Consider the following 20,174-nt stretch of genomic DNA (forward strand, 5'->3'; position numbering starts at 1 on the left):
AAGGGAAAAGGTTATGATTTTAGCTTAGGGTTGTTCTGGTGACGGTCGTGGTCGCGCTTGGTTTTGGCCTCCATTTTTTTATCAAAGGCAGCTTGTAGGTCAATGCCGGTTTGGTTGGCCAAGCAGAGTACTACAAAGACCACATCGGCCAGTTCTTCGCCGAGGTCTTTGGCCTTGTCGCTTTCCTTTTCCGACTGTTCGCCATAGCGGCGTGCTATAATACGGGCTACCTCGCCTACTTCTTCGGTAAGCTGCGCCATATTGGTCAGCTCATTGAAGTAGCGGACTCCGTGTTCTTTAATCCAATTATCTACGGCAATTTGGGCGTTTTTTAGGTTCATAAGGTTAAGGTTTTTGTTCGCTTACATAGAGGGTTTGGTCAAGGACGTCAAAGGAGAGTGTCTTGTCGTCATTGAGGGTCATTTTGATCAGCAATTCGCCCCAGTCCAGTCCGTCGGAGAAATCGCAGATCACCCAGCGGTGGTTGAGCAATTTTATCTTATTAATTTGGAACTTAGCGTTGCGGCGAGGCCTATAGGAGATCAAGGGATGGTTCTCGTCCTTAGTCACATTGGTAGCCATAAGCTGTTGGCGGACGAACTCTTCGGGGTCATCTATCCCATTTTCATGGAAGAAATAGCGGCTATCTTCGTTAAAGCGAATGTCAAAATACCGTTCTTCAGCCAGCTCATCGGAGAGTTTTTGGATAGAATCCTGTAGGCGTTCAGCCGATAGGGCAGCGGGGGTATCCTGCACCTCTGTCGGAGGGAGTGCCTCCCCTTTGTTCTTGCAAGCGACCCCCAAGGCTCCTATGACCAAGAGCAACAAAGGCCATTTGAATCGTTTCATATAAATAGGATTTAGGTTATTTTACTTCTGTTCCGTTGGCAATGCCATCTGCATCAGGGTTTAGAAATACATATTTGCCTTCCTTGTTTTCTACCATAAGGATCATACCATGGCTCTCGACCCCACGGAGCTTGCGAGGAGCAAGGTTGGCCAATACAGTAACCTTTTTCCCGATAATCTCCTTAGGGTCAAAGCTCTGTGCGATTCCCGATACGATAGTCCGCTCGTCAAGACCGGTATCCACCTTTAAGATCAAGAGCTTGTCCGCCTTAGGCATCTTCTCTGCTTCTAAGATGGTACCGATGCGGATGTCCATCTTAGCAAAATCCTCGTAGGAGATCAACTCTTTCTGCGGGGCAACATTTGTATTGTTGGCTGCGGCGGCTTGTTGTTTTTCTCGCTTGCTATTTTCCAACTTATCAATCTGTTTTTGGATCACCTCATCTTCTATTTTTTCAAAGAGGAGGACAGATTTTCCGATGGTATGTCCAGGTGCGATCAGGCTATCGGTGTGTAGGACATCCTCCCACACAGGAGCTTTGCTCATGGTTGCAAAATTGAGCATTTGCTTGAGTTTGGCAGAGGTAAAAGGCAAGAAAGGCTCGGAGGTTACCGCCAAGGCAGTAGCGATATGTAGGGCTACATACATGATGGTCTCCACCCTTTTGGGGTCTTCCTTGATGAGCTTCCAAGGCTCCTCATCGGCCAAGTATTTGTTTCCCAAGCGAGCGATGTTCATCAGCTCCTGTTGGGCTTCACGGAAACGATAGCGCTCCAAGGATTGTTCTATCTTCTGGATAAGTTCCTTGATTTGGGCGATTGCCTCTTTATCCACTTGGATAAGGGTGCCTACGGCAGGCGCTACCCCTTTGTAATACTTTTCGGTCAAGACCATCACACGGTTGATAAAATTTCCATAGATGGCCACCAATTCATTGTTATTTCTGGCTTGGAAGTCACGCCAGGTGAAGTCATTGTCCTTAGTCTCAGGCGCATTGGCGGTGATAACATATCTTAGGGTATCCTGCTGAGAAGGAAATTCCTCTAGATACTCATTGAGCCATACAGCCCAGTTCTTGGAAGTGGAAAGTTTGTTGCCTTCGAGGTTGAGAAACTCGTTGGCAGGGACATTCTCCGGTAAGATATAAGAGCCCTCGGCCTTGAGCATGGCAGGGAAGATGATACAATGGAAGACAATATTGTCCTTACCAATGAAGTGGATGAGCTTGGTCTTTTCATCTTTCCAATAAGGTTCCCAATCCTTACCCACGCGGGCAGCCCATTCTTTGGTAGAGGAGATATAGCCGATAGGCGCATCAAACCATACATAGAGCACCTTACCCTCGGCACCCTCTACAGGTACAGGGATTCCCCAGTCGAGGTCACGTGTTACGGCACGAGGACGTAGGCCGTCATCCAGCCAACTCTTTACCTGACCGTATACATTGGGTTTCCAATCGTTCTTATGCCCCTCAATAATCCATTTTTCGAGAAACTCGCTGTAATTCTGCAAGGGTAGGAACCAGTGCTTAGTCTCCCTTAGTACAGGTTTGCTTCCTGTAAGGGTGGATTTCGGATTGATAAGGTCGGTAGCATTGAGCGAGGTACCACAGCGCTCACATTGGTCCCCATAGGCCTCCTCATTACCACACTTAGGGCAGGTACCGATTACAAAGCGGTCGGCCAAGAACTGTCCGGCCTGTTCGTCATAGAGCTGTTCGGAAGTCTCTTCTATAAAGTCCCCTTTTTCATAGAGGGTACGGAAGAACTCTGAAGCCGTTTGGTAGTGAATAGGCAGCGAGGTGCGGGAATAATTATCAAAGGAAATACCAAAATCATAGAGAGAATCCTTGATAATCTTATGATATTTGTCAATAATCTCTTTAGGAGTGGTGCCTTCTTTCTTTGCTTTGATAGAGATAGCCACCCCATGCTCGTCGCTTCCACAGATAAAAGCCACATCATTATTTTTCAATCGCTGGTAGCGTGCAAAGATGTCAGCAGGGACATATACTCCTGCCAGATGACCTATGTGTATAGGCCCATTGGTATAAGGCAAAGCTGCCGTAATGGTATAACGTTCGGACATTTAGATAGTTTTTAGTTTTTAGTTTCTGTAGGGGCGAATTACAATTCGCCCCTACAATCACTCATTAAATTAGGACTGCAAAATTACAATATTTTTGTGCAAAAGTCAAGTTTTTTCTTATACTTTAGCGTGTATAAGCCGAGTGAGCTTGATGGATAGGTCGGTGAGGATCAGCTTAGAGTTCCCATTGCGTTCAATATGGTAGATAGCCTCTTCCAGCTGACTCTGGATTTGCTCGATGTTGTTATGATGGACGAAGGGGGCAAAGTTCTGTAGCTTGAAATTGGAATAGAACTCCATATATACCAAGCTCTCCGCACCATAGTTGGCCAAGAGTGCCTGTCGGAACACCTCCAAACAATATTCGAGGAAGAGCTTTTGGGTTTCCCGTCCTTCTTTGGCGATTTTCTCACACCAAGCCAGTAGGTTGGGCAGTACCCCCTTGTTGCCACGAGCACTATAGGCCATACGTACCCACTCGACGAACCATTCTTCAAAGATGCGATCGTTGTCCTTTCCGATAAAAGAAAGCGCCTTGCGGTAGTTGCCTTGGGAACGTAGGGCGATTTTCTGCGCCTCGGGCTGGCTAAGGCCTTTTTGGATGAGCGCTTCAGTGATTACCTCCTGAGAGAGCTTGTGAAAGCGCGTGATCTGGCAGCGAGAGAGAATTGTATCGAGCAAGTCGTTCTCATTCTCCACCACCAAAATAAAGACGGTCTCGGCCGGAGGCTCCTCCAGAAGTTTTAGGAGCTTATTCGCGCAATCGGTATTCATCAGCTCCGCCATCCAGATAATCATCACCTTATATCCGCCCTCGAAGGACTTTAGGGAGAGCTTACTGGTGATTTCCTTGGCATCATCGACCCCTATTTTTCCTTGTTTGTTGGCAATATCAATAGCCTGATACCAGTCAAAAAGACTTCCATAGGGCGTTTCCAAGACGAATTGCCGCCATTCTTCCAAAAAAGCCGAGCTGGAGGGGTGGTCTTTCACCTTGGTTGTAGCTGCTGTAGGATAGGCAAAATGCAAATCAGGATGATTCAGGTGGGCACACTTAACAGCTGTATGCGTATCCCCAGTCTTGCAAAGCAGTTCCGTAGCATAGGCTATGGCCATAGCAAGCGTACCGACTCCTTCCTCTCCGACAAAGAGCTGGGCATGGGCAATACGATTGGTTTCAATCGTTTCTTTTAGGTATTTCTTTGTATGTGAATTACTTAGAACGCTTTCAAAATCCATGGGTCATTATAATGGGTTGTCGTGATAATTAAGGTCACAAAAATACATATTTTTTTGGCAATAAGGAGGAATCTATAGAAAAATAAGTATAAGTTATTTTGTTCATAAATAATAGTTAAACAAGATATGTAGTTGCGATAAAAATAGTAATTTTACCCCTATTTAAATCAAAACATTCAAGACAATGGAAAATACTTATGCAGGTATACCTGCCGAAAACGCAACCTATGAGAACTCAAAAGTAGTCTTGGTTACTGTTCCTTATGATGGCACCTCTACTTGGGGAAAAGGGGCTGATAAGGGGCCTGAACTATTTTTGGATGCCTCCGAAAATATGGAGCTTTATGATATAGAAACCGACTCCGAGCCATACCTACAAGGGGTGTACAGAGCCGGAGAAGTATCGGAGAACAGCACTCCGGAGAAGATGGTGGAGGCTGTCTATCAAAAGACCAAAGAATTGGTCAAAGACCGAGAAAAACTCTTTACCCTCATAGGAGGAGAACATTCCGTATCCATAGGTTCCATAAGAGCCGTAGGGGAGGAGTATAAGCAACTGACAGTGTTACAATTGGATGCGCATACTGACTTGAGACCTGAATACCATGGCTCCAAGAACAACCATGCCTGTGCCGTATTCGAAGCCAACCAAAAGCACAAGCTCGTACAGGTGGGTATCCGCTCGATGGACGCCGAGGAAAAACAATACTTGCCCCCTAAGCGAGTTTTCTTTGCCCATGAGATTGCTAAAAATGAAGATTGGATCAAAGATGTATTGGATAAGGTGACCGGAAATGTGTATATTACGATCGATTTGGATGCCTTTGACCCTTCTATAGCCCCCTCTACAGGAACTCCAGAACCTGGAGGCTTGCAGTGGTACCCAACCCTGAAGCTGCTTAGAAAAGTATTCAAAAAATGTAATGTAGTGGCCTTCGATATTGTAGAACTGATGGATAGCCCTGCCGCTAAGCCGACCGCTTTCTTAGCTGCTAAGCTATACTATAAGATGCTCGCTTACTACCACAAGTATAATAAAAATAGTAAGGAGACAAAGAAGAAAAAATAATAAATAGTTTTGAGTTTTGAGTTCGAGTTATACAACAACTCAAAATTCAAAACTCAAAATTCAAAACTCAAAATGTTATGTTCTTAGAGCAAGTCATTGAGGATTATTTGGAAAACTACGCCGAAATTCCTACCGAAAACCTTATATTTGTAACTCCTCATAGGCGTTCAGCCCTCTTCCTACGGCAAATATTTGCTAAAAAATACCACAAAGCTACCATCTCTCCCGAATTTATCACCTTAGACAATCTATTAGAACGTATCTCTGGAATAAAAAAGATGTCAGAGGTACAAGGCTTGTTTGAGCTTTATAAAGTGTATAAGGAAAATACAAGCACCGAGATAGATGAGTTCGAAAAATTTGTCGGTTGGGGGAAGATGTTGTGGAAGGATTTTGATGATATCGATCAGTATCTGATAGAATATAAAAAGATATTTCCTTACATGGAAGCCATTAAGGAGATGGAACATTGGAAACCAGGCGTGGAGCTATCCGAAATGCAAAAAAGACACTTGGAGTTTTGGCGCACCTTGGGGACGTATTACAATGCGCTCCAAAAAGAGATGTACCAACAGAAAAAAGGACACCAAGGCTTCATAGCCAAAGTGGCTTACGAACAATTGGATACTTATAAAAGCGAAAATAAAGAAAAATGCCATCTATTTGTAGGGTTCAACGCCTTGACATTAGCGCAAGAGAAGATCATACAATTTATCTTACAGGAGATGCAAGGCGATATCTATTGGGATATAGAAAAACATTTCCTCAACACTAAGCATAGTGCGGGTTATTTTATAGAAAAATACTTAGATAGTTGGAGATACTACAAAAATGGAGCACCTATTAAGTGGAAAAAAGAAGAAGCGCTCAATACAACTATAGAAATATATGGAACACCTAAGCAGGTAAATCAAATACACTTACTCACGAGCCTATTGGAGGAAATTCCTTCTGAAGAACTCGAACAAACGGCTATTGTACTTAGTGATGGTGATATGCTATTGCCCTTATTACAAGCGATAGATACGAGCAAGCGCTCTGTCAATATTACCATGGGATACCCCTTGCAACAAACACCCGTACACGATCTCATATCAGCCTATCTCAAGCTATATATTTCAGGAAGATGGTATCATAAAGAGATAAAAGCACTCTTAGAACAACCCTTCTTGAGTAATTTGCTCTCTGAAAACTATAAAAAAGATACTATAACCTATATCAACAAACATAACTTGTCTTATGTATATAAGCAAGCGTTAAACATTTACAAAAAAGAAGAAGATAAGGTTATCATAGATCTGCTTTTTGATGATGAAAAGAATATATCGGTAAGTAAATTGATAAAAAATATCATAGAATTATTGTTCGTGATTAAAGAATCTTTGGAAAAGGAAGAAAATGAAAATCTTTTGAATTTAGAATACATCTATAACTTCTATGAACTTTTCAATCAGATTTATTACTTGCAAGAAAAGCATCATTTTATCGATAGTGTGAAGTCTCTGTACTATATCTATAATGATTTGCTTGTAAAACAAAAGCTAAACTTCAAAGGAGAGCCGCTTAGAGGCTTGCAAATAATGGGAATACTGGAGGCGCAGAATATTCATTTTAAAAATGTACTAATGGCTTCCATGAATGAAGGTATATTTCCTAAAGGGAACACTCATAATTCATTGATTCCATTCGATGTAAGAGCCAATTTAGGTTTGCCAACTTACAAAGAGTCGGATTATACTTATTCTTATTACTTCTATAGAATACTCCAGCATTCAGATAAGGCAACACTTTTCTATAATACAGAAACCGATAGCCTGAAAGGAGGAGAAAAAAGCCGATTTATACTACAATTGTTGGCTGACTACAAAGTAACGCCTCAAGTGAGGTTCCCTGAGGTGAAAATTGTAAAACAACAGCCTATTGAAATCGTAAAAGATAAGACTATTTTAGAAAAATTGGTGTCTATAGCTACAGGAAATGATCCAAAGCATAAGAAAGGATTCTCTCCTTCCTCTCTGACAACCTATGTAAGAAATCCTATGGACTTCTACCAACAGCAAATATTAGATATAAGAGATGAAGTCGAAGTAGAGGAGATTATAGAAGACCGATCACTGGGGACAATTATCCATAGAATATTGGAACTACTTTATGATCCTTATAAAAAGAGTATCATTTCTAAACATAATATAGCTGAGATAAGAGAAAATGTAAAGAAAAAGACAGAAGAAGTATTTAAGGAATATCAACAAAATACAGAAATAGCAGGAAAAAATATCTTTGTACAGCGAACCATAGAAGAATATGTAAATAAATTCTTGGATATAGATGAAAAAAATGTATCTCATCAGGTAGTCGAATTGATTTCTGTAGAACAAAAGATACAGACAGATATAAAATTTGATGAATTTCCTTTTCCTATACGCTTCAATGGAACCATTGACCGAGTAGAAAGACGAGGCAATGATGTTTATATAGTCGATTATAAAACGGGTATTGTAGAAAGAGATGATGTAAAACTTTCCGATAGAGGATGGGAAGACCTTCTCTTAGATTACAAATATTCCAAAGCATTCCAATTGCTGATGTATGCTTATCTTCTCTTCAAGATAGGGCAGATAAAGGAAACGGATAATGTATATATAGGTAATTACTCCTTCAGAAGATTGAAATTGGGCTTTATAGGCTTTCGAAATGGCAAAGATAAGGAACCAAGTCTTATAGATAGCCAGGTACGTACCGACTTCGAACAGAAATTGATAACCCTCCTTCAGGAGATATACAATCCTGAAATTCCCTTTGTTGAAAAGTAGGTTAATGAAATTATGGTTTTAGCAGGTTGCTATTCTATTTTTATTCCTATATTTGCACCCAAAAAATATAGCAAATGTCTCCTAAAAAAATAGTAATCTTTATGCTCGGTGTGTTGCTTACCCTTCTGTGGCTTACCTTCGTTAGTCGTGAATATATGGATGAGGAGAATGAAGTAGCCCATGGAATAAGAATAGGTAGTTTTCAGATGAAATATCCTATCTTTTGGGATATTTTCTCCCGAAGACAGCATATTGAGAATGATAAGGCAATGGCAATTGTACAAGGGAAAACCCCTGAGGAGAAGTCCCTTCCTAAAACAGAAGATACGCTTTCTGTTTCAGGACTTGTCAATAAGACAAAGTTTGTTTTCCCAGAGGATATGAACCAGTTACGGGATTCTATAGGTGCTTTCCTTGCTGGAGGGAATTCACAGTTGGTAAGCAATGTGGAAGGGCGACTATATTATCCAGAACCTGCTCAGGACTTTGTAAAAAAATTGCATGCCAAGCTTAGCCAGCCTTCTTGTCGTATCCTTCACTATGGAGATTCTAAGATAGAGGGGGATCGTATCACGGCGTATTTGCGCAATGGATTGCAAACCCTCTATGGAGGAACCGGGCCTGGCTACTTTCCTATCAAGATGCCTTACGGACAGCGTAGTATCATAGAACAAACCTCTGGGAATTGGTACCGCTATGCCCTCTTCAATGCAGAACAGCGCAAGAATAAAGACCTATTGCAGAACAATCAATATGGTCTTTATGCCAATGTATGTCGCTTTGCTCCTGCTCGAGGAGAAGCAGCAGGCCTGAAGACGGCTTCCTTCACCATTTCTCCATCCCATTCTTACTATAATAGGCTGAGTCAGTATACTGATGTGGCAATTCATTATGGTAATTGTACTGCCCCTGCTATCGTAACGGTATTCGATGGGAATACTGAGATAAAGAAGGATACCCTGGTGTCCGATGGGGCGTATCATGCTTACAAACTGAAGTTCTTGACTACTCCTAAGAAGCTCCGGGTGCAGTTCTCCAGCACCAAAAGTCCTGATTTCTATGGGGTAACAGTAGGTAGCGGGGAAGGAGTACAAATGGACAATATCCCTACCCGAGGAGATTCTGGCTTCCACTTCACCCGTATTCAGGATACTTATGATGCCATGAGCCGTGAGCTCAAGCCCGATATTATTATTTTCCAATTTGGAGGTAACCTCGTCCCTTATCTGACGAAAAACAAGGTGGCCTCCAGTGTGAAGCGTATCATTACCAATATGCAATGGGTACAAAAGCGCAATCCCGATGCACTCTTCCTACTGATAGGCCCCAGTGATATGCTCAAGCGAAGCACCAAGACCACCTATGAGATCCTCCCTGAACTGGTAGCGGAAATGAAAAAGCAAACCGCCGAGAATGGATTTGCCTTCTTTAGCATGTATGAGGCCATGGGGGGCAAGAACTCTATGAAAATATGGTATGACAACCGTATGGCTGCCAGTGATTTGGTGCATTTCTCTGATAAGGGTACCGAACGTATGGCACAACTACTATTCCAAAGCTTGGTAGAGGACTTACTCTCGGTACAGCCGCCCCAAATGTACAGAAAATAAATACCTCTAGAAACCACCCAACCAGCCTTCTCTATCAAGGCTACGGTATTGTATAGCTTCGCCTATATGGTGCTCCTTGATAGTTTCACTATTCTCTAAATCTGCTATAGTACGAGCGACCTTCAGGATACGGTCATAGGCTCGAGCCGAAAGGTTTAGCCGCTCCATGGCTTTCTTGAGCATAGCCAAGGAGGAGGCCTCCACATGGCAGTATTTGCCTATCTGCTGGCTGCTCATTTGGGCATTGTAGTGGATATGTTCGTATTGGGCAAACCGCAGGGTCTGTATCTCTCGGGCACGAATTACTCGCTCTCGTATCGCAGTACTGCTCTCGGCCTTTTCGGCTTGGGCGAGCTTCTCGAAGGGAACAGGATTGACCTCTATATGGATATCTATCCTATCAAGCAAAGGTCCTGATATCTTGCTCAAGTACCGCTGCATCTCGGCCGGAGAGCTGGTCATCGGGGCATCAGGGTCGTTGAAATAACCACTGGGGGAAGGGTTCATACTGGCAACCAACATGAACGAAGCGGGATAGGTGATGGAGAACTTGGTACGAGAGATAGTTACCTCTCTGTCTTCCAAAGGCTGGCGCATCACCTCCAGTACACTACGCTTGAACTCTGGGAGTTCGTCCAAAAAAAGCACTCCATTATGCGCCAAGGAGATTTCCCCAGGCTGTGGATAGCTACCCCCTCCTACTAGCGCCACGTCTGATATGGTATGGTGTGGACTGCGAAAAGGCCGCTGACAGATAAGCCCATTGTCTTTGACCCGCCCCACGACACTATGGATCTTGGTGGTTTCCAAGGCTTCCTGTAAGGTCATAGGGGGGAGTATGCCAGGAAGGCGCTTGGCCAGCATCGTTTTTCCTGAACCAGGAGGTCCTATCAGGATAATGTTATGTCCGCCTGCGGCAGCAATCTCCATACAGCGCTTGACACTCTCTTGGCCTTTGACATCAGCAAAGTCAAACTCAGGGGTCTCCACATGCTTGAAGAACTCCTCACGGGTGTTTAGCTCCACTCGCTGCAAGCTATCTTCTCCATTGAGAAAATCAATAACCTGCTTGATATTCTCTGCTCCATATACCTCTAAGTTATTCACTATAGCAGCCTCCTTGGCATTTTGCATAGGAAGAATAAAGCCTTTGAAGCCTTCTTTTCTCGCTTGAATGGCGATAGGGAGCGCCCCTTTGATGGGTTGCAGACTGCCATCCAAGGAGAGTTCGCCCATGATAACATATCGCTCCAGCTCCTCACACTGTATCTGTCCATTGGCGGCCAAGATGCCAATGGCAAAACTCAGATCATAGGCCGATCCCTCCTTACGCATATCGGCTGGTGCCATATTGATGGTGATCTTTTTTCCAGGAATTTTGTATTGATTATTGTGTAAGGCAGCTTCTATACGGATATGACTCTCCTTGATGGCATTGTCGGGTAGACCAACTAAGAAATAGCCGATACCCTTATCGATATTGACCTCAATGGTAATGGTGATCGCCTCTACGCCATAAACAGCACTGCCATAGATCTTTACTAACATGCTTTTTGTTTTTGAAAAAGATTTTTTGTCTATAGCAAATTTACAAAAAAATAATGACTTTTTGGCTATAAAAGTAATTTTCTTTTTCAGTGTGCCTATGTGCGTAATTTTTATTACTTTTGTCCTTGTTAATAAAGAAGTAATCTATGGAGTCTATTTTTACCTATTGTCCTCATTGTGGCAGCAAGGAGGTGGAGTTTCCTCGCTTAGTTCGTTTTCTCTGTCACCATTGTGGTTTTGTCTATTATCATAATATAGCCGCTGCGGTAGCGGTTATCTTCAGGCGCGAGAATGAGATTCTCTTTGCAGTGCGCAATATAGACCCCGATAAGGGCAAGCTTGACCTGCCTGGAGGCTTTATAGACCCAGATGAGAATGCCGAAGCAGCTGCTTGTCGTGAGGTAAATGAAGAATTGGGCTTACAGATAACCCCAAGCCAACTAAAATATGTGACGACTCAGCCTAACAACTATCTGTATAAGAAGGTACCCTATCGCACTATGGATATTTTCTACGAATGTCCCTTGGAGGTACCGGTCTCCGTCAGGGCAGAAGATGAAATCAAATCCTTACAATGGATTCCTATCCCCGAAATAGACCTTAGTAAAATAGGTTTTGTCTCTGTACGAACCGTTATGGAAAAATATTACCTAAACCTATGAAATTCAATTCCAAATACTTCTTTGCTGCCCTGATTATCTTTCTAGTAGAGGTAGCCATAGCCACTTTATTCAAGAGTGTTTCCTTTGTACGGGCATACTTGGGAGATATTTTAGTAGTGATACTAATTTATTGTTTTATAAGAGCCTTTTTCCGTATCAAGAACACCAAGAAATTACTTATAGGGATTTTCTGCTTTGCCGTATTTGTGGAAATACTACAGTATTTTAAGCTCGCTACTTTCTTTGGCTTTGGCAAAGGTACTCTTGGCTATATTCTTTTAGGGAATTACTTTTCCTTTGAGGATATTCTCTGCTATGCTACAGGCTGTTTTTTAGCACTTGTATTTGATAAATAAAAATTACTTGTCGTTAATCATCAAAGTTTTATTCGTAATAAGTAATCCTGCGTTCTATAACGTAGGTAGCATTATTATAGTCTGCTATATCATATCTTTTTTCATATAGTACTTTTACATATTTACCATTAATTTCTTCTATATCATATTTCATTATATGAATAGATTTTATCTTTCCTTTGAGTGTATCAGGAAAATCGTGTTCAATGATAGAGGGTATATGATACGTTTTCTTTGTATTTTTTATTTCTTTGTTATTTTCACAAGACCATAAAAAAGCTATAAAAATAAAAAAACTTATTTTAGTTACTAAAAAGGTATTTTTCATACTATTTTTATATTTTATTCGTAATAGGTAAAAGTTCTTTCATAGATATTAGTTAGTTTTCCTTTATAATATTCTTCTATTTTTATACAATTTCCTATAGCATCATAATAGTAAAGTGATTTTGGATTCCCTTTTTCTTTTTTCCAAGCCTTTTCGATAAGGTACCCTTCAGGAGAATACTTATTTTCCCAAGTGGATTTTTCTTGTCCTTTCTTATAAGAAGTACCTTTGATTTCTTTTCCTTTTTCATCGTATGAATAAGTAGTTTCTTCCTCTAAAGTATCGAAACTGTATTCTAATTTTTTAATTATTTTACCTTTTTCGTTATATTTGTTAATAACTTTTCTATCTATGATATAGTCAATTCCAATTCCTGTATAGTAACTTTCTGTTTCTATAAGTTTTCCTTCTTTATAAGTGTATAATACGTAGGAATGATCATCATATTCTTTAATAAGTGTATTATTTTCATAGATTCTATTGGTAAGGATATGGGGCTTTTCTCCTTTTTCTTTTTCTGTAACACGAATAAGATTTCCTAAGGTATCATATTCATATATAGTAGTGGAATGTTTTTTAGGATTTTTCTCTTTTTCTTTTTTTCGAGGAGTTTACTCTTAGCATCATAAGTATAGAGAGCAGTATAGAATAATTTGTTTTTATAATAGTCTTCCTCTTTGATTATATTGTCTGCTTCATTATAGAAATATAGAGAAACTTTTGAGCCGTAACGGTCTATGTCTTTTCTATCTACAAGTAAGTTTTTATCATTATAGAAATTAAATCTTTCTGCAGAGTGGCGAATACTATCTATAACATAAGAGATTTTTCGGTAGGTGAGACTGTCTGCTTTATTGAAAGTTTTTATCTCCCAGTCCATCAGATTTCCCAGCGCATCATAAGTATAAAAAGCTATATCATTGCCTCTTTTATCAAAGTGATAGGTGTAGGTATAAGGATCAATCTTATTCTTATGGAAAAGATGATATACAGCAACAGGAGTATCTCCCTGATATTCTATCCTGCAACCGACCGTATGCATCGTTTTTATTTTTCCACGAAGAGGTTTAGGAAAAAACTGATCGTATTTTTCATTTGTTTTATAGGCAATAGTATCTTTATTAGCTGTATTTTGAGCAACTAAAGTACTACAAAAAAATAAAAAGGAGAGTAAATAGTTTTTCATAGCATTACAAATTAAAATTATCTTACAGAACGGAGTATTTTTGGTAGTGATTCTTTCCAAAACTTCCAGTTATGAGTACCTTGTCGGAATATTTCAGTTAGCCAAATAGGTGCGCGATGACCTCTTCTACTTTGGCATAAGTGATAACATTGATATTGCTTTTGGTGGCGGTGAGCTTGCAGTATTTGGAGATAAAGATGGTGTCAAAACCGAGCTTTTCAGCCTCTGAGATACGTTGTTCTACGCGCTGTACGGGTCGTATTTCTCCCCCTAAGCCTACTTCGGCAGCAAAGCAAAAGGTCTTAGGAATAGCTACATCTTCGTTGGAGGAGAGTATCGCCATAGCCACGCCTAAGTCAGTGGAAGGGTCATCTACCGAGATGCCTCCTGTGATGTTCAGGAACACGTCCTTGCTGCCTAAGCGAAAGCCTGCGCGCTTTTCCAGTACCGCAAGGAGCATATTTAGGCGCTTGGCATTGAAACCTGTGGTGGAGCGCTGGGGGGTACCATATACAGCACTGCTTACAAGGGCTTGTATCTCAATCATGAGGGGGCGCATCCCCTCTATAGTAGCCACGATAGCTGTGCCAGAGCTATTTTCATCGGTCTTGGAAAGGAGTACCTCGGAGGGGTTACTCACTTCCCTAAGGCCTGTGGAGAGCATCTCATAGATACCCAATTCGGAAGTAGAGCCAAATCGGTTTTTCAGTGCTCTGAGGATACGGAATACATGGTTGCGGTCGCCCTCAAATTGTAAGACGGTATCTACCATGTGTTCCAAGATTTTAGGTCCTGCTATGGTGCCATCCTTGGTGATATGCCCTACGATAATCACGGGTACTCCTGTGAGCTTGGCATACTTGATAAGCTCCGCCGTACATTCCCGAATTTGGGAGATACTCCCTGCCGAGGCTTCTATATAGTCCGAGTGGAGTGTCTGAATGGAGTCTATGATAAGGATTTCAGGATCCAGGTCTTTGATTTGCTGGAAGATGTTTTGGGTCTTGGTTTCAGTAAGTATATAGCAGTTGTTACGAGCATTGGTGATACGCTCTCCTCGCATCTTGATTTGTTTTTGGCTTTCCTCGCCCGATACATATAGGGTTTTGTAGGGCATACGCATGGCTATTTGTAGCAGCAACGTACTCTTACCTATCCCAGGTTCGCCTCCTATAAGTACGACCGAACCAGGAACAATGCCCCCACCCAGTACATTGTTCAGCTCTTGATCGCCACTATCCAAGCGCATTTCTTTTTCAGTGGTAATTTCATGTAAGGGGACGTATTTGTTAGTTTTCCTTGAGCGGGGGGTGTCATCCTGCTCATCATTCTTTTTCCATTGGTGTTTTTCCTCCTTTTGGATGACTTCCTCCACGATGGTATTCCACTCCTTACAAGCGTAACATTGTCCTTGCCATTTGCTGTATTGTGCGCCACAGTTCTGGCAGAAAAAAGCAGTTTTTGTCTTTGCCATTTCTTCTTGTGTTTGAAGAGCAAAGATAAGAATAATTTGTCAATTGGCTAATTTGCGAAGGAGTTATTTTGCTAAAAACGAATTTACTGCTGAATATATGCTAAATAATTGGTAAATTACCAAATTATTTTTATCTTTGCACCTCGCTATTAGGGTGAATAGCTATTCACCCTAATAACGTTAATCATTAACTATTAATCATTAACCATTAATGAATTTCCTAACTGCCTCCCCTCTTTTTTATTATACACTCATCAGAGAAAGATATAAAAACTCCTACTTGGCCGAGGACGTCAATCAGGTGATTATCGGTATTGATTGTCATTACTTGGATGCACATCAGTACAGTTATGCCTCCTTGGAGCAATACCACCAAAGGCAAAAGGCTATTGCACCCTTTGCGGGACTCTTTGGAGTGTTTTCTTATGAGACCATTCATTTCTTTGAACAAATTCCTGAAAAAAGTCAAAGACAATACGACTTTCCTGCTTTTGTTTTTGCTCATGCCAAGGCTTACCTGCACTACTCCAAGGTGAGTAAGGTATATTCCTTCTATGGGGACGAACAGCAGTATTTCCGCTTTTTAGAAGAAGCCTCTACTCCCCAAGAACCTACAGGTCAAGAGGCTTTCTATCAGTTACAGACCGACCTTACCCAAGAGCGAGCACATTTCTACCAAATGGTGGAGAAGGCTAAGGAGTACATCCGCTCAGGGGATGTCTTCCAAGTGGTACTCAGTGAGCAGTTGTCTTTGGAGAGTAATTTGGATTCGCTTGATTTCTACCGCTACCTAAGCAAGACCAATCCTTCTCCTTATATGTTTCATTTTCCGACACCCTACGGGGAGGTGGTAGGCTCTTCGCCTGAGATTTTGGTAGATATCACCGGCAGCCAGATTCATATAGCTCCCATAGCAGGCTCACGCCCGCGCGGAAAGGATGCCAATGAGGATTTGCGATTGGAGCAGGAGCTTTTAGCCGACCCGAAAGAGTGTGCCGAACACCGTATGTTGGTGGATTTGGCACGCAATGATATTGGTAAGTTTGCCGAAAAAGGCTCCGTCGTGGTCAAGGACATGATGCATATACTTCGTTATGAGCATATCATGCATATAGAATCCCATGTATATGGCACTAAGCGGGCGGAGGTGTCGCCCTTCGAGGTGATTTCTATCGTCTTTCCAGCCGGCACCCTCAGTGGTGCTCCTAAGATACGAGCGATGGAGATTATTGGCGAACTCGAATCCTTCCGGCGCAATGTCTATGGAGGGGGAATCGGTTTTCTACACTTCAATGGCAATGTACAGCTGGCTATCGTTATACGCAGTGCCTTTTTTGAAAAAGTAGATGAGCACACGCAGCTCTCAAAGGTCTTTATCCAAGCAGGGGCAGGTATCGTCTATGACTCTGCTCCAGAGAGGGAGTATGACGAAATCTGCCACAAACGCGCTTCTGTACTGAATGTATTTACCAAAAACTGTAAAGAGAAATGATACTACTGATAGATAATTACGATTCTTTTGTATTCAATGTCGCCCAATACCTCCAAGAGCTCACCGACGAGGAGGTGAGAACCGTACGCAATGATGCGATTACTTGGGAGCAGATCACCGCCCTACAGCCCTCTCGCATTATACTCTCCCCAGGACCTAAACATCCTAAGGATAGTGGTGTCTGTTTGGAGATTCTTCTAAAGACAACCACCATCCCTGTCTTGGGGATTTGCTTGGGACATCAGGCCTTTGGGCTGGTCAATGGGGCTGAAATCAAGCGCATGGAGGTGCCCCTACATGGGAAGACCTCTACCCTTACAGTGACAGACGACAATACACTGCTTTTCAGGGGATTACCCAAGCAGTTTCAGGTGATGCGTTACCACTCGCTCTATGTAGGTAAGGAGCAGCTCCCTGAAAATATTCGTGTGACAGCTCTTTCGGAAGATGATATTATCATGGCTTTGGAGCATCAGCAGAAACCTATCTATAGCATACAGTTTCACCCTGAATCATTCTTTACCGAATATGGCAAGCATATCATCAAGAACTTTATCACCCATACCCAAAAACCAAAACCTTCAACAGCGGAGGACTATGCACAGGAGAAAGCAAGAGCCAATGAGGTATTCAAGGCCGCTCTAAAGAAGTTACAGGAGAATATTCCTTTGGTCAACGAAGATTTTAGGGAGATCTGTGCTGTGATTAGTGAAAAGCAATATGATATGGTTCAGTTAGGGGCTCTTTTGGTGCTAATCTCTGAGAAAAGCCTTTATCCTGAATCTCTGACGGCTTTTGTAAGGAATATTTTGGCTTATAGCACCACCTTTGCCGACGAAAGCCCTATGATAGACCTCTGTGGTACTGGGGGGGATGGCCTTAGAACGATTAATATCTCCACTACAGTGGCCTTCATCGTGGCAGCTATGGGGGTAAAGGTGGCCAAGCATGGCAATCGCTCGGTAACCAGCCAAAGTGGTAGTTCCGATGTGTTGGGGCAGCTCGGAGTCCCTTTGGAGAACAACCTCTTGACCCAATTGGAACACCTACAGAAGGAGCACTTGGCCTTCTTCCATGCGCCCTTCTTCCATCCCTTGGTAGGAGAGGTGAAGGAGGTAAGGCAAAGGTTGGGTATTCGTACCGTGTTCAATGTCTTAGGCCCCTTATTGCACCCCAATACCAAGCTCAAGTATCAGTTAGTAGGGCTCTATCACGAGCCGGTACAGCGCCTCTATGCCGAGACACTCCAGCTATTGGGTAGAAAACACGCCTTGGTGGTTAGAGGGAATGATGGACTGGACGAGATTACCCTCTGCGATGAGACTAAGATTGTGGAAGTCAAGGACGGAAAGATACTTGAATATACCATCGCCCCTGAGATGTTTGGCTTTAAAAGGGCTTTCCATGCCGATATACAAGGAGGTACTCCAGAGGAGAATGCAGCTATATTGCTAAGAATGCTCAAGGGAGAGGAACAATCGCCTAAGTCGGATATTGTGATACTCAATGCTATGTTTGCGCTCTATACAGCAGACTTTGTCAAGCACCCTGCCGAGGCCAAACCGCTGATTGAGGAGGCTATCCGCAGCGGAAAGGTGTACGAGCACTATCTGAAAATGATTAATACCGACAATGATTAATGAGACAAAAGCTACTAAAATACATACTATTTCTAATAGCTGTTTTTGTAACAGATGTTATTTTCCTATTCTTATCCATGAAGGATTATAAGGGGGGTATGTCCTCTTCTTGTTTAGAATGTTCCTTAGGAGAGGATATTTTTGTATTTTTACTCATAAAGATAGGCGTTTTAGCGGTACTGCTCACTCTTTTGTTTAGAGTAGTGAAGAAGAGCGTGTATTTGTATGGATTGATTTTATTATTTCTATTATCCACACTCTACTATATTAATTATATACTCTTTGTAGATAGAGTCGCTGCTTGGAGTACTTATTCTTTTGAAGAGACATGGATTACCATATTTTGGGATTCTTATAGATATTTCCCTATGCTTATGATTATATATGTTCTTTTGACAAATAAGTTCATTAAAGAAATAGAAAGCATTAACAATTAACAATTGATAATTAATAATTACTTTGGATATACTATCACAAATAAAACAGCAAAGAGACCTACAACTCCAGCGAGAGCTGGCCTCTGTGGAGCGCCCTTCTTTTTTTAAGGCGCTCTCGCAGGAAGGCATACGTATCATAGGAGAGATCAAGCGGGCTTCTCCCTCCAAGGGACAGATAGCCCTTGAGGATTTTGACCTCTTGAAACAAGCGGAACACTATGTGGAGCATGGGGTGGCGACTTTCTCTATATTGACCGAAGAGGCTTATTTCAAAGGAGATAATAGCTTTATCCCTCAGGTGGTAACGGCTTTCCCTCAGGTGCCAATCCTTAGAAAAGACTTTATCTATACCCCTTTTCAGGTAGCACAGGCTAAGTTCTTAGGGGCTTCGGCTATCTTGCTGATAGTGAGAATGCTTTCCGATGAGCAGTTACAGGCACTCCATGCCTTGGCCTATGACTTACAAATGGACGTGCTGGTGGAGGTACATGATGAGGCTGAACTGCAAAGAGCATTACGTATCCCTCAGTTGAAGCTATTAGGAATTAATAACCGTAATCTCAATACTTTTGAGGTTTCTTTACAGACCACCGAGCGACTGCTTTCCCAAATTCCTGAAGGACAACGCGCTTCACTGTTGGTAGTGAGCGAAAGTGGTTACTTCTCTAAGGAAGATGTACATTATGCCGAAACCCTCGGGGTGGATGCACTCCTGATAGGAGAAGCGCTCATGAAAGGACTTTTATTCTAATGGGAAAAACAGCTTTGAAAATATGCGGTATCCGTAGCTTGGAGGAGATACAGGCCTTGAAGGACTTGCCTATTGATTATTTTGGGTGTATCTTTGCCCCCAAAAGTCCCCGCTGTGTATCGGTAGACTTGGCCAAAGAAATTACCGATGTAGCCCATAGCGTAGGCAAGCGGACGGTAGGGGTCTTTGTCAATGCATCCCTTGAACAGATAATGGATACGATACGCCTTACAGGAATAGATGTCGTACAACTGCATGGGGCGGAGTCAGCGGCGTTTTGCGAAACACTAAAACCCTTAGCAGTACAGCTCTGGAAGGTCTTTCCTGTATGGGACAAACTCCCTATGATGGAGGAGTACCTACCCTATATAGCATTCCCCTTGTTAGATACCAAGGGAGCCGCCGAAGGGGGCAATGGCTTGGCTTTCAATTGGCAACTGCTGAAGGGACTGGTGCCCTATAGCTTTATCTTGGCAGGAGGTGTCTCCACAGCAAATGTACAAGAAGCGCTCCAGTATAAGCCTGCAATTATAGATGTCAATAGCAAAGTGGAGCAAGGTAACCGAAAAAGTCGCTCCCTGATAGAAAAACTTATAGAAGAAATACATAAACACAATAAATAGCCTAATCA

Annotated in this window: 17 protein-coding genes; 9 read left to right on the top strand and 8 right to left on the bottom strand. The window is 42.2% G+C overall.

Features of this window, described 5'->3' with window-relative positions; all coding sequences use genetic code 11:
- Window positions 1–11: 11 nt before the first annotated feature.
- The 4 genes from HMPREF1551_RS09745 to HMPREF1551_RS09760 form a co-directional block, all read right to left on the bottom strand.
- Window positions 12–341: a nucleotide pyrophosphohydrolase gene (locus HMPREF1551_RS09745; protein WP_021628962.1), complete on the bottom strand. Its 330-nt coding sequence runs from the start codon at window positions 339–341 to the stop codon at window positions 12–14.
- Window positions 342–345: 4 nt separating this feature from the next.
- Complete coding sequence (locus HMPREF1551_RS09750; RefSeq protein ID WP_021628963.1) at window positions 346–849, bottom strand: hypothetical protein; 504 nt, start codon at window positions 847–849, stop codon at window positions 346–348.
- A 16-nt stretch (window positions 850–865) separates the two neighbouring features.
- Window positions 866–2,938 carry a methionine--tRNA ligase gene (metG, locus tag HMPREF1551_RS09755; RefSeq protein ID WP_021628964.1) on the bottom strand — a complete coding sequence of 691 codons (2,073 nt, stop codon included), beginning with the start codon at window positions 2,936–2,938 and terminating at the stop codon, window positions 866–868.
- Between the two features lie 117 nt (window positions 2,939–3,055).
- Window positions 3,056–4,177 carry an ATP-binding protein gene (locus tag HMPREF1551_RS09760; RefSeq protein WP_021628965.1) on the bottom strand — a complete coding sequence of 374 codons (1,122 nt, stop codon included), beginning with the start codon at window positions 4,175–4,177 and terminating at the stop codon, window positions 3,056–3,058.
- Window positions 4,178–4,361: 184 nt separating this feature from the next.
- Between HMPREF1551_RS09760 and speB the strand changes: the two genes are divergently transcribed.
- The 3 genes from speB (at window position 4,362) to HMPREF1551_RS09775 (ending at window position 9,669) form a co-directional block, all read left to right on the top strand.
- Complete coding sequence (speB, locus tag HMPREF1551_RS09765; protein WP_021628966.1) at window positions 4,362–5,246, top strand: agmatinase; 885 nt, start codon at window positions 4,362–4,364, stop codon at window positions 5,244–5,246.
- A 77-nt stretch (window positions 5,247–5,323) separates the two neighbouring features.
- A complete protein-coding gene (locus tag HMPREF1551_RS09770) occupies window positions 5,324–8,059 on the top strand; it encodes a PD-(D/E)XK nuclease family protein (RefSeq protein WP_021628967.1) in 2,736 nt (911 codons plus the stop codon).
- A gap of 74 nt (window positions 8,060–8,133) precedes the next feature.
- Window positions 8,134–9,669 carry an SGNH/GDSL hydrolase family protein gene (locus HMPREF1551_RS09775; RefSeq protein ID WP_021628968.1) on the top strand — a complete coding sequence of 512 codons (1,536 nt, stop codon included), beginning with the start codon at window positions 8,134–8,136 and terminating at the stop codon, window positions 9,667–9,669.
- Window positions 9,670–9,675: 6 nt separating this feature from the next.
- On the opposite strand, the gene HMPREF1551_RS09780 is transcribed toward HMPREF1551_RS09775, so the two are convergent.
- Window positions 9,676–11,217, bottom strand: a complete 1,542-nt coding sequence (locus HMPREF1551_RS09780) for a YifB family Mg chelatase-like AAA ATPase (RefSeq protein WP_021628969.1) — start codon at window positions 11,215–11,217, stop codon at window positions 9,676–9,678.
- A gap of 146 nt (window positions 11,218–11,363) precedes the next feature.
- On the opposite strand from HMPREF1551_RS09780, the gene HMPREF1551_RS09785 reads away from it, so the two are divergent.
- Window positions 11,364–11,879: an NUDIX hydrolase gene (locus HMPREF1551_RS09785; protein WP_021628970.1), complete on the top strand. Its 516-nt coding sequence runs from the start codon at window positions 11,364–11,366 to the stop codon at window positions 11,877–11,879.
- A complete protein-coding gene (locus HMPREF1551_RS09790; RefSeq protein WP_021628971.1) occupies window positions 11,876–12,235 on the top strand; it encodes a DUF2809 domain-containing protein in 360 nt (119 codons plus the stop codon). The genes HMPREF1551_RS09785 and HMPREF1551_RS09790 overlap by 4 nt, the downstream gene beginning before the upstream one ends.
- Before the next feature lie 28 nt (window positions 12,236–12,263).
- Here HMPREF1551_RS09790 and HMPREF1551_RS09795 read toward each other — a convergent pair whose 3' ends face one another.
- From HMPREF1551_RS09795 to radA, 3 genes are all read right to left on the bottom strand, one after another.
- A complete protein-coding gene (locus tag HMPREF1551_RS09795; protein WP_021628972.1) occupies window positions 12,264–12,563 on the bottom strand; it encodes a hypothetical protein in 300 nt (99 codons plus the stop codon).
- 538 nt (window positions 12,564–13,101) lie between these two features.
- On the bottom strand, window positions 13,102–13,749 hold the full coding sequence (locus HMPREF1551_RS14250) for a hypothetical protein (RefSeq protein WP_021628974.1): 648 nt from the start codon (window positions 13,747–13,749) through the stop codon (window positions 13,102–13,104).
- A gap of 97 nt (window positions 13,750–13,846) precedes the next feature.
- Window positions 13,847–15,223: a DNA repair protein RadA gene (radA, locus tag HMPREF1551_RS09805; RefSeq protein WP_021628975.1), complete on the bottom strand. Its 1,377-nt coding sequence runs from the start codon at window positions 15,221–15,223 to the stop codon at window positions 13,847–13,849.
- 211 nt (window positions 15,224–15,434) lie between these two features.
- Between radA and HMPREF1551_RS09810 the strand changes: the two genes are divergently transcribed.
- From HMPREF1551_RS09810 to HMPREF1551_RS09830, 4 genes are all read left to right on the top strand, one after another.
- Window positions 15,435–16,715: an anthranilate synthase component I family protein gene (locus tag HMPREF1551_RS09810; protein WP_021628976.1), complete on the top strand. Its 1,281-nt coding sequence runs from the start codon at window positions 15,435–15,437 to the stop codon at window positions 16,713–16,715.
- Window positions 16,712–18,355: an anthranilate phosphoribosyltransferase gene (gene trpD / locus HMPREF1551_RS09815; RefSeq protein WP_021628977.1), complete on the top strand. Its 1,644-nt coding sequence runs from the start codon at window positions 16,712–16,714 to the stop codon at window positions 18,353–18,355. The genes HMPREF1551_RS09810 and trpD overlap by 4 nt, the downstream gene beginning before the upstream one ends.
- Before the next feature lie 459 nt (window positions 18,356–18,814).
- Window positions 18,815–19,543 carry an indole-3-glycerol phosphate synthase TrpC gene (locus HMPREF1551_RS09825; RefSeq protein WP_021628979.1) on the top strand — a complete coding sequence of 243 codons (729 nt, stop codon included), beginning with the start codon at window positions 18,815–18,817 and terminating at the stop codon, window positions 19,541–19,543.
- Entirely contained in the window at window positions 19,543–20,166 is a 624-nt protein-coding gene (locus HMPREF1551_RS09830) for a phosphoribosylanthranilate isomerase (protein ID WP_021628980.1), read from the top strand. The genes HMPREF1551_RS09825 and HMPREF1551_RS09830 overlap by 1 nt, the downstream gene beginning before the upstream one ends.
- Window positions 20,167–20,174 lie beyond the last annotated feature (8 nt).

Origin of the sequence: Capnocytophaga sp. oral taxon 863 str. F0517 (assembly GCF_000466425.1) — a bacterium.
GTDB lineage: Bacteria > Bacteroidota > Bacteroidia > Flavobacteriales > Flavobacteriaceae > Capnocytophaga.

What these genes read in the sequence shown, in the direction of transcription:
- metG (WP_021628964.1), bottom strand. Translation starts at nt 2,938, where the DNA reads ATGTCCGAACGTTATACCATTACGGCAGCTTTGCCTTATACCAATGGG.
- trpD (WP_021628977.1), top strand. Translation starts at nt 16,712, where the DNA reads ATGATACTACTGATAGATAATTACGATTCTTTTGTATTCAATGTCGCC.
- HMPREF1551_RS14250 (WP_021628974.1), bottom strand. Translation starts at nt 13,749, where the DNA reads ATGAAAAACTATTTACTCTCCTTTTTATTTTTTTGTAGTACTTTAGTT.
- HMPREF1551_RS09775 (WP_021628968.1), top strand. Translation starts at nt 8,134, where the DNA reads ATGTCTCCTAAAAAAATAGTAATCTTTATGCTCGGTGTGTTGCTTACC.
- HMPREF1551_RS09770 (WP_021628967.1), top strand. Translation starts at nt 5,324, where the DNA reads ATGTTCTTAGAGCAAGTCATTGAGGATTATTTGGAAAACTACGCCGAA.
- radA (WP_021628975.1), bottom strand. Translation starts at nt 15,223, where the DNA reads ATGGCAAAGACAAAAACTGCTTTTTTCTGCCAGAACTGTGGCGCACAA.
- HMPREF1551_RS09760 (WP_021628965.1), bottom strand. Translation starts at nt 4,177, where the DNA reads ATGGATTTTGAAAGCGTTCTAAGTAATTCACATACAAAGAAATACCTA.
- speB (WP_021628966.1), top strand. Translation starts at nt 4,362, where the DNA reads ATGGAAAATACTTATGCAGGTATACCTGCCGAAAACGCAACCTATGAG.
- HMPREF1551_RS09750 (WP_021628963.1), bottom strand. Translation starts at nt 849, where the DNA reads ATGAAACGATTCAAATGGCCTTTGTTGCTCTTGGTCATAGGAGCCTTG.
- HMPREF1551_RS09780 (WP_021628969.1), bottom strand. Translation starts at nt 11,217, where the DNA reads ATGTTAGTAAAGATCTATGGCAGTGCTGTTTATGGCGTAGAGGCGATC.
- HMPREF1551_RS09745 (WP_021628962.1), bottom strand. Translation starts at nt 341, where the DNA reads ATGAACCTAAAAAACGCCCAAATTGCCGTAGATAATTGGATTAAAGAA.
- HMPREF1551_RS09795 (WP_021628972.1), bottom strand. Translation starts at nt 12,563, where the DNA reads ATGAAAAATACCTTTTTAGTAACTAAAATAAGTTTTTTTATTTTTATA.
- HMPREF1551_RS09830 (WP_021628980.1), top strand. Translation starts at nt 19,543, where the DNA reads ATGGGAAAAACAGCTTTGAAAATATGCGGTATCCGTAGCTTGGAGGAG.
- HMPREF1551_RS09790 (WP_021628971.1), top strand. Translation starts at nt 11,876, where the DNA reads ATGAAATTCAATTCCAAATACTTCTTTGCTGCCCTGATTATCTTTCTA.
- HMPREF1551_RS09785 (WP_021628970.1), top strand. Translation starts at nt 11,364, where the DNA reads ATGGAGTCTATTTTTACCTATTGTCCTCATTGTGGCAGCAAGGAGGTG.
- HMPREF1551_RS09810 (WP_021628976.1), top strand. Translation starts at nt 15,435, where the DNA reads ATGAATTTCCTAACTGCCTCCCCTCTTTTTTATTATACACTCATCAGA.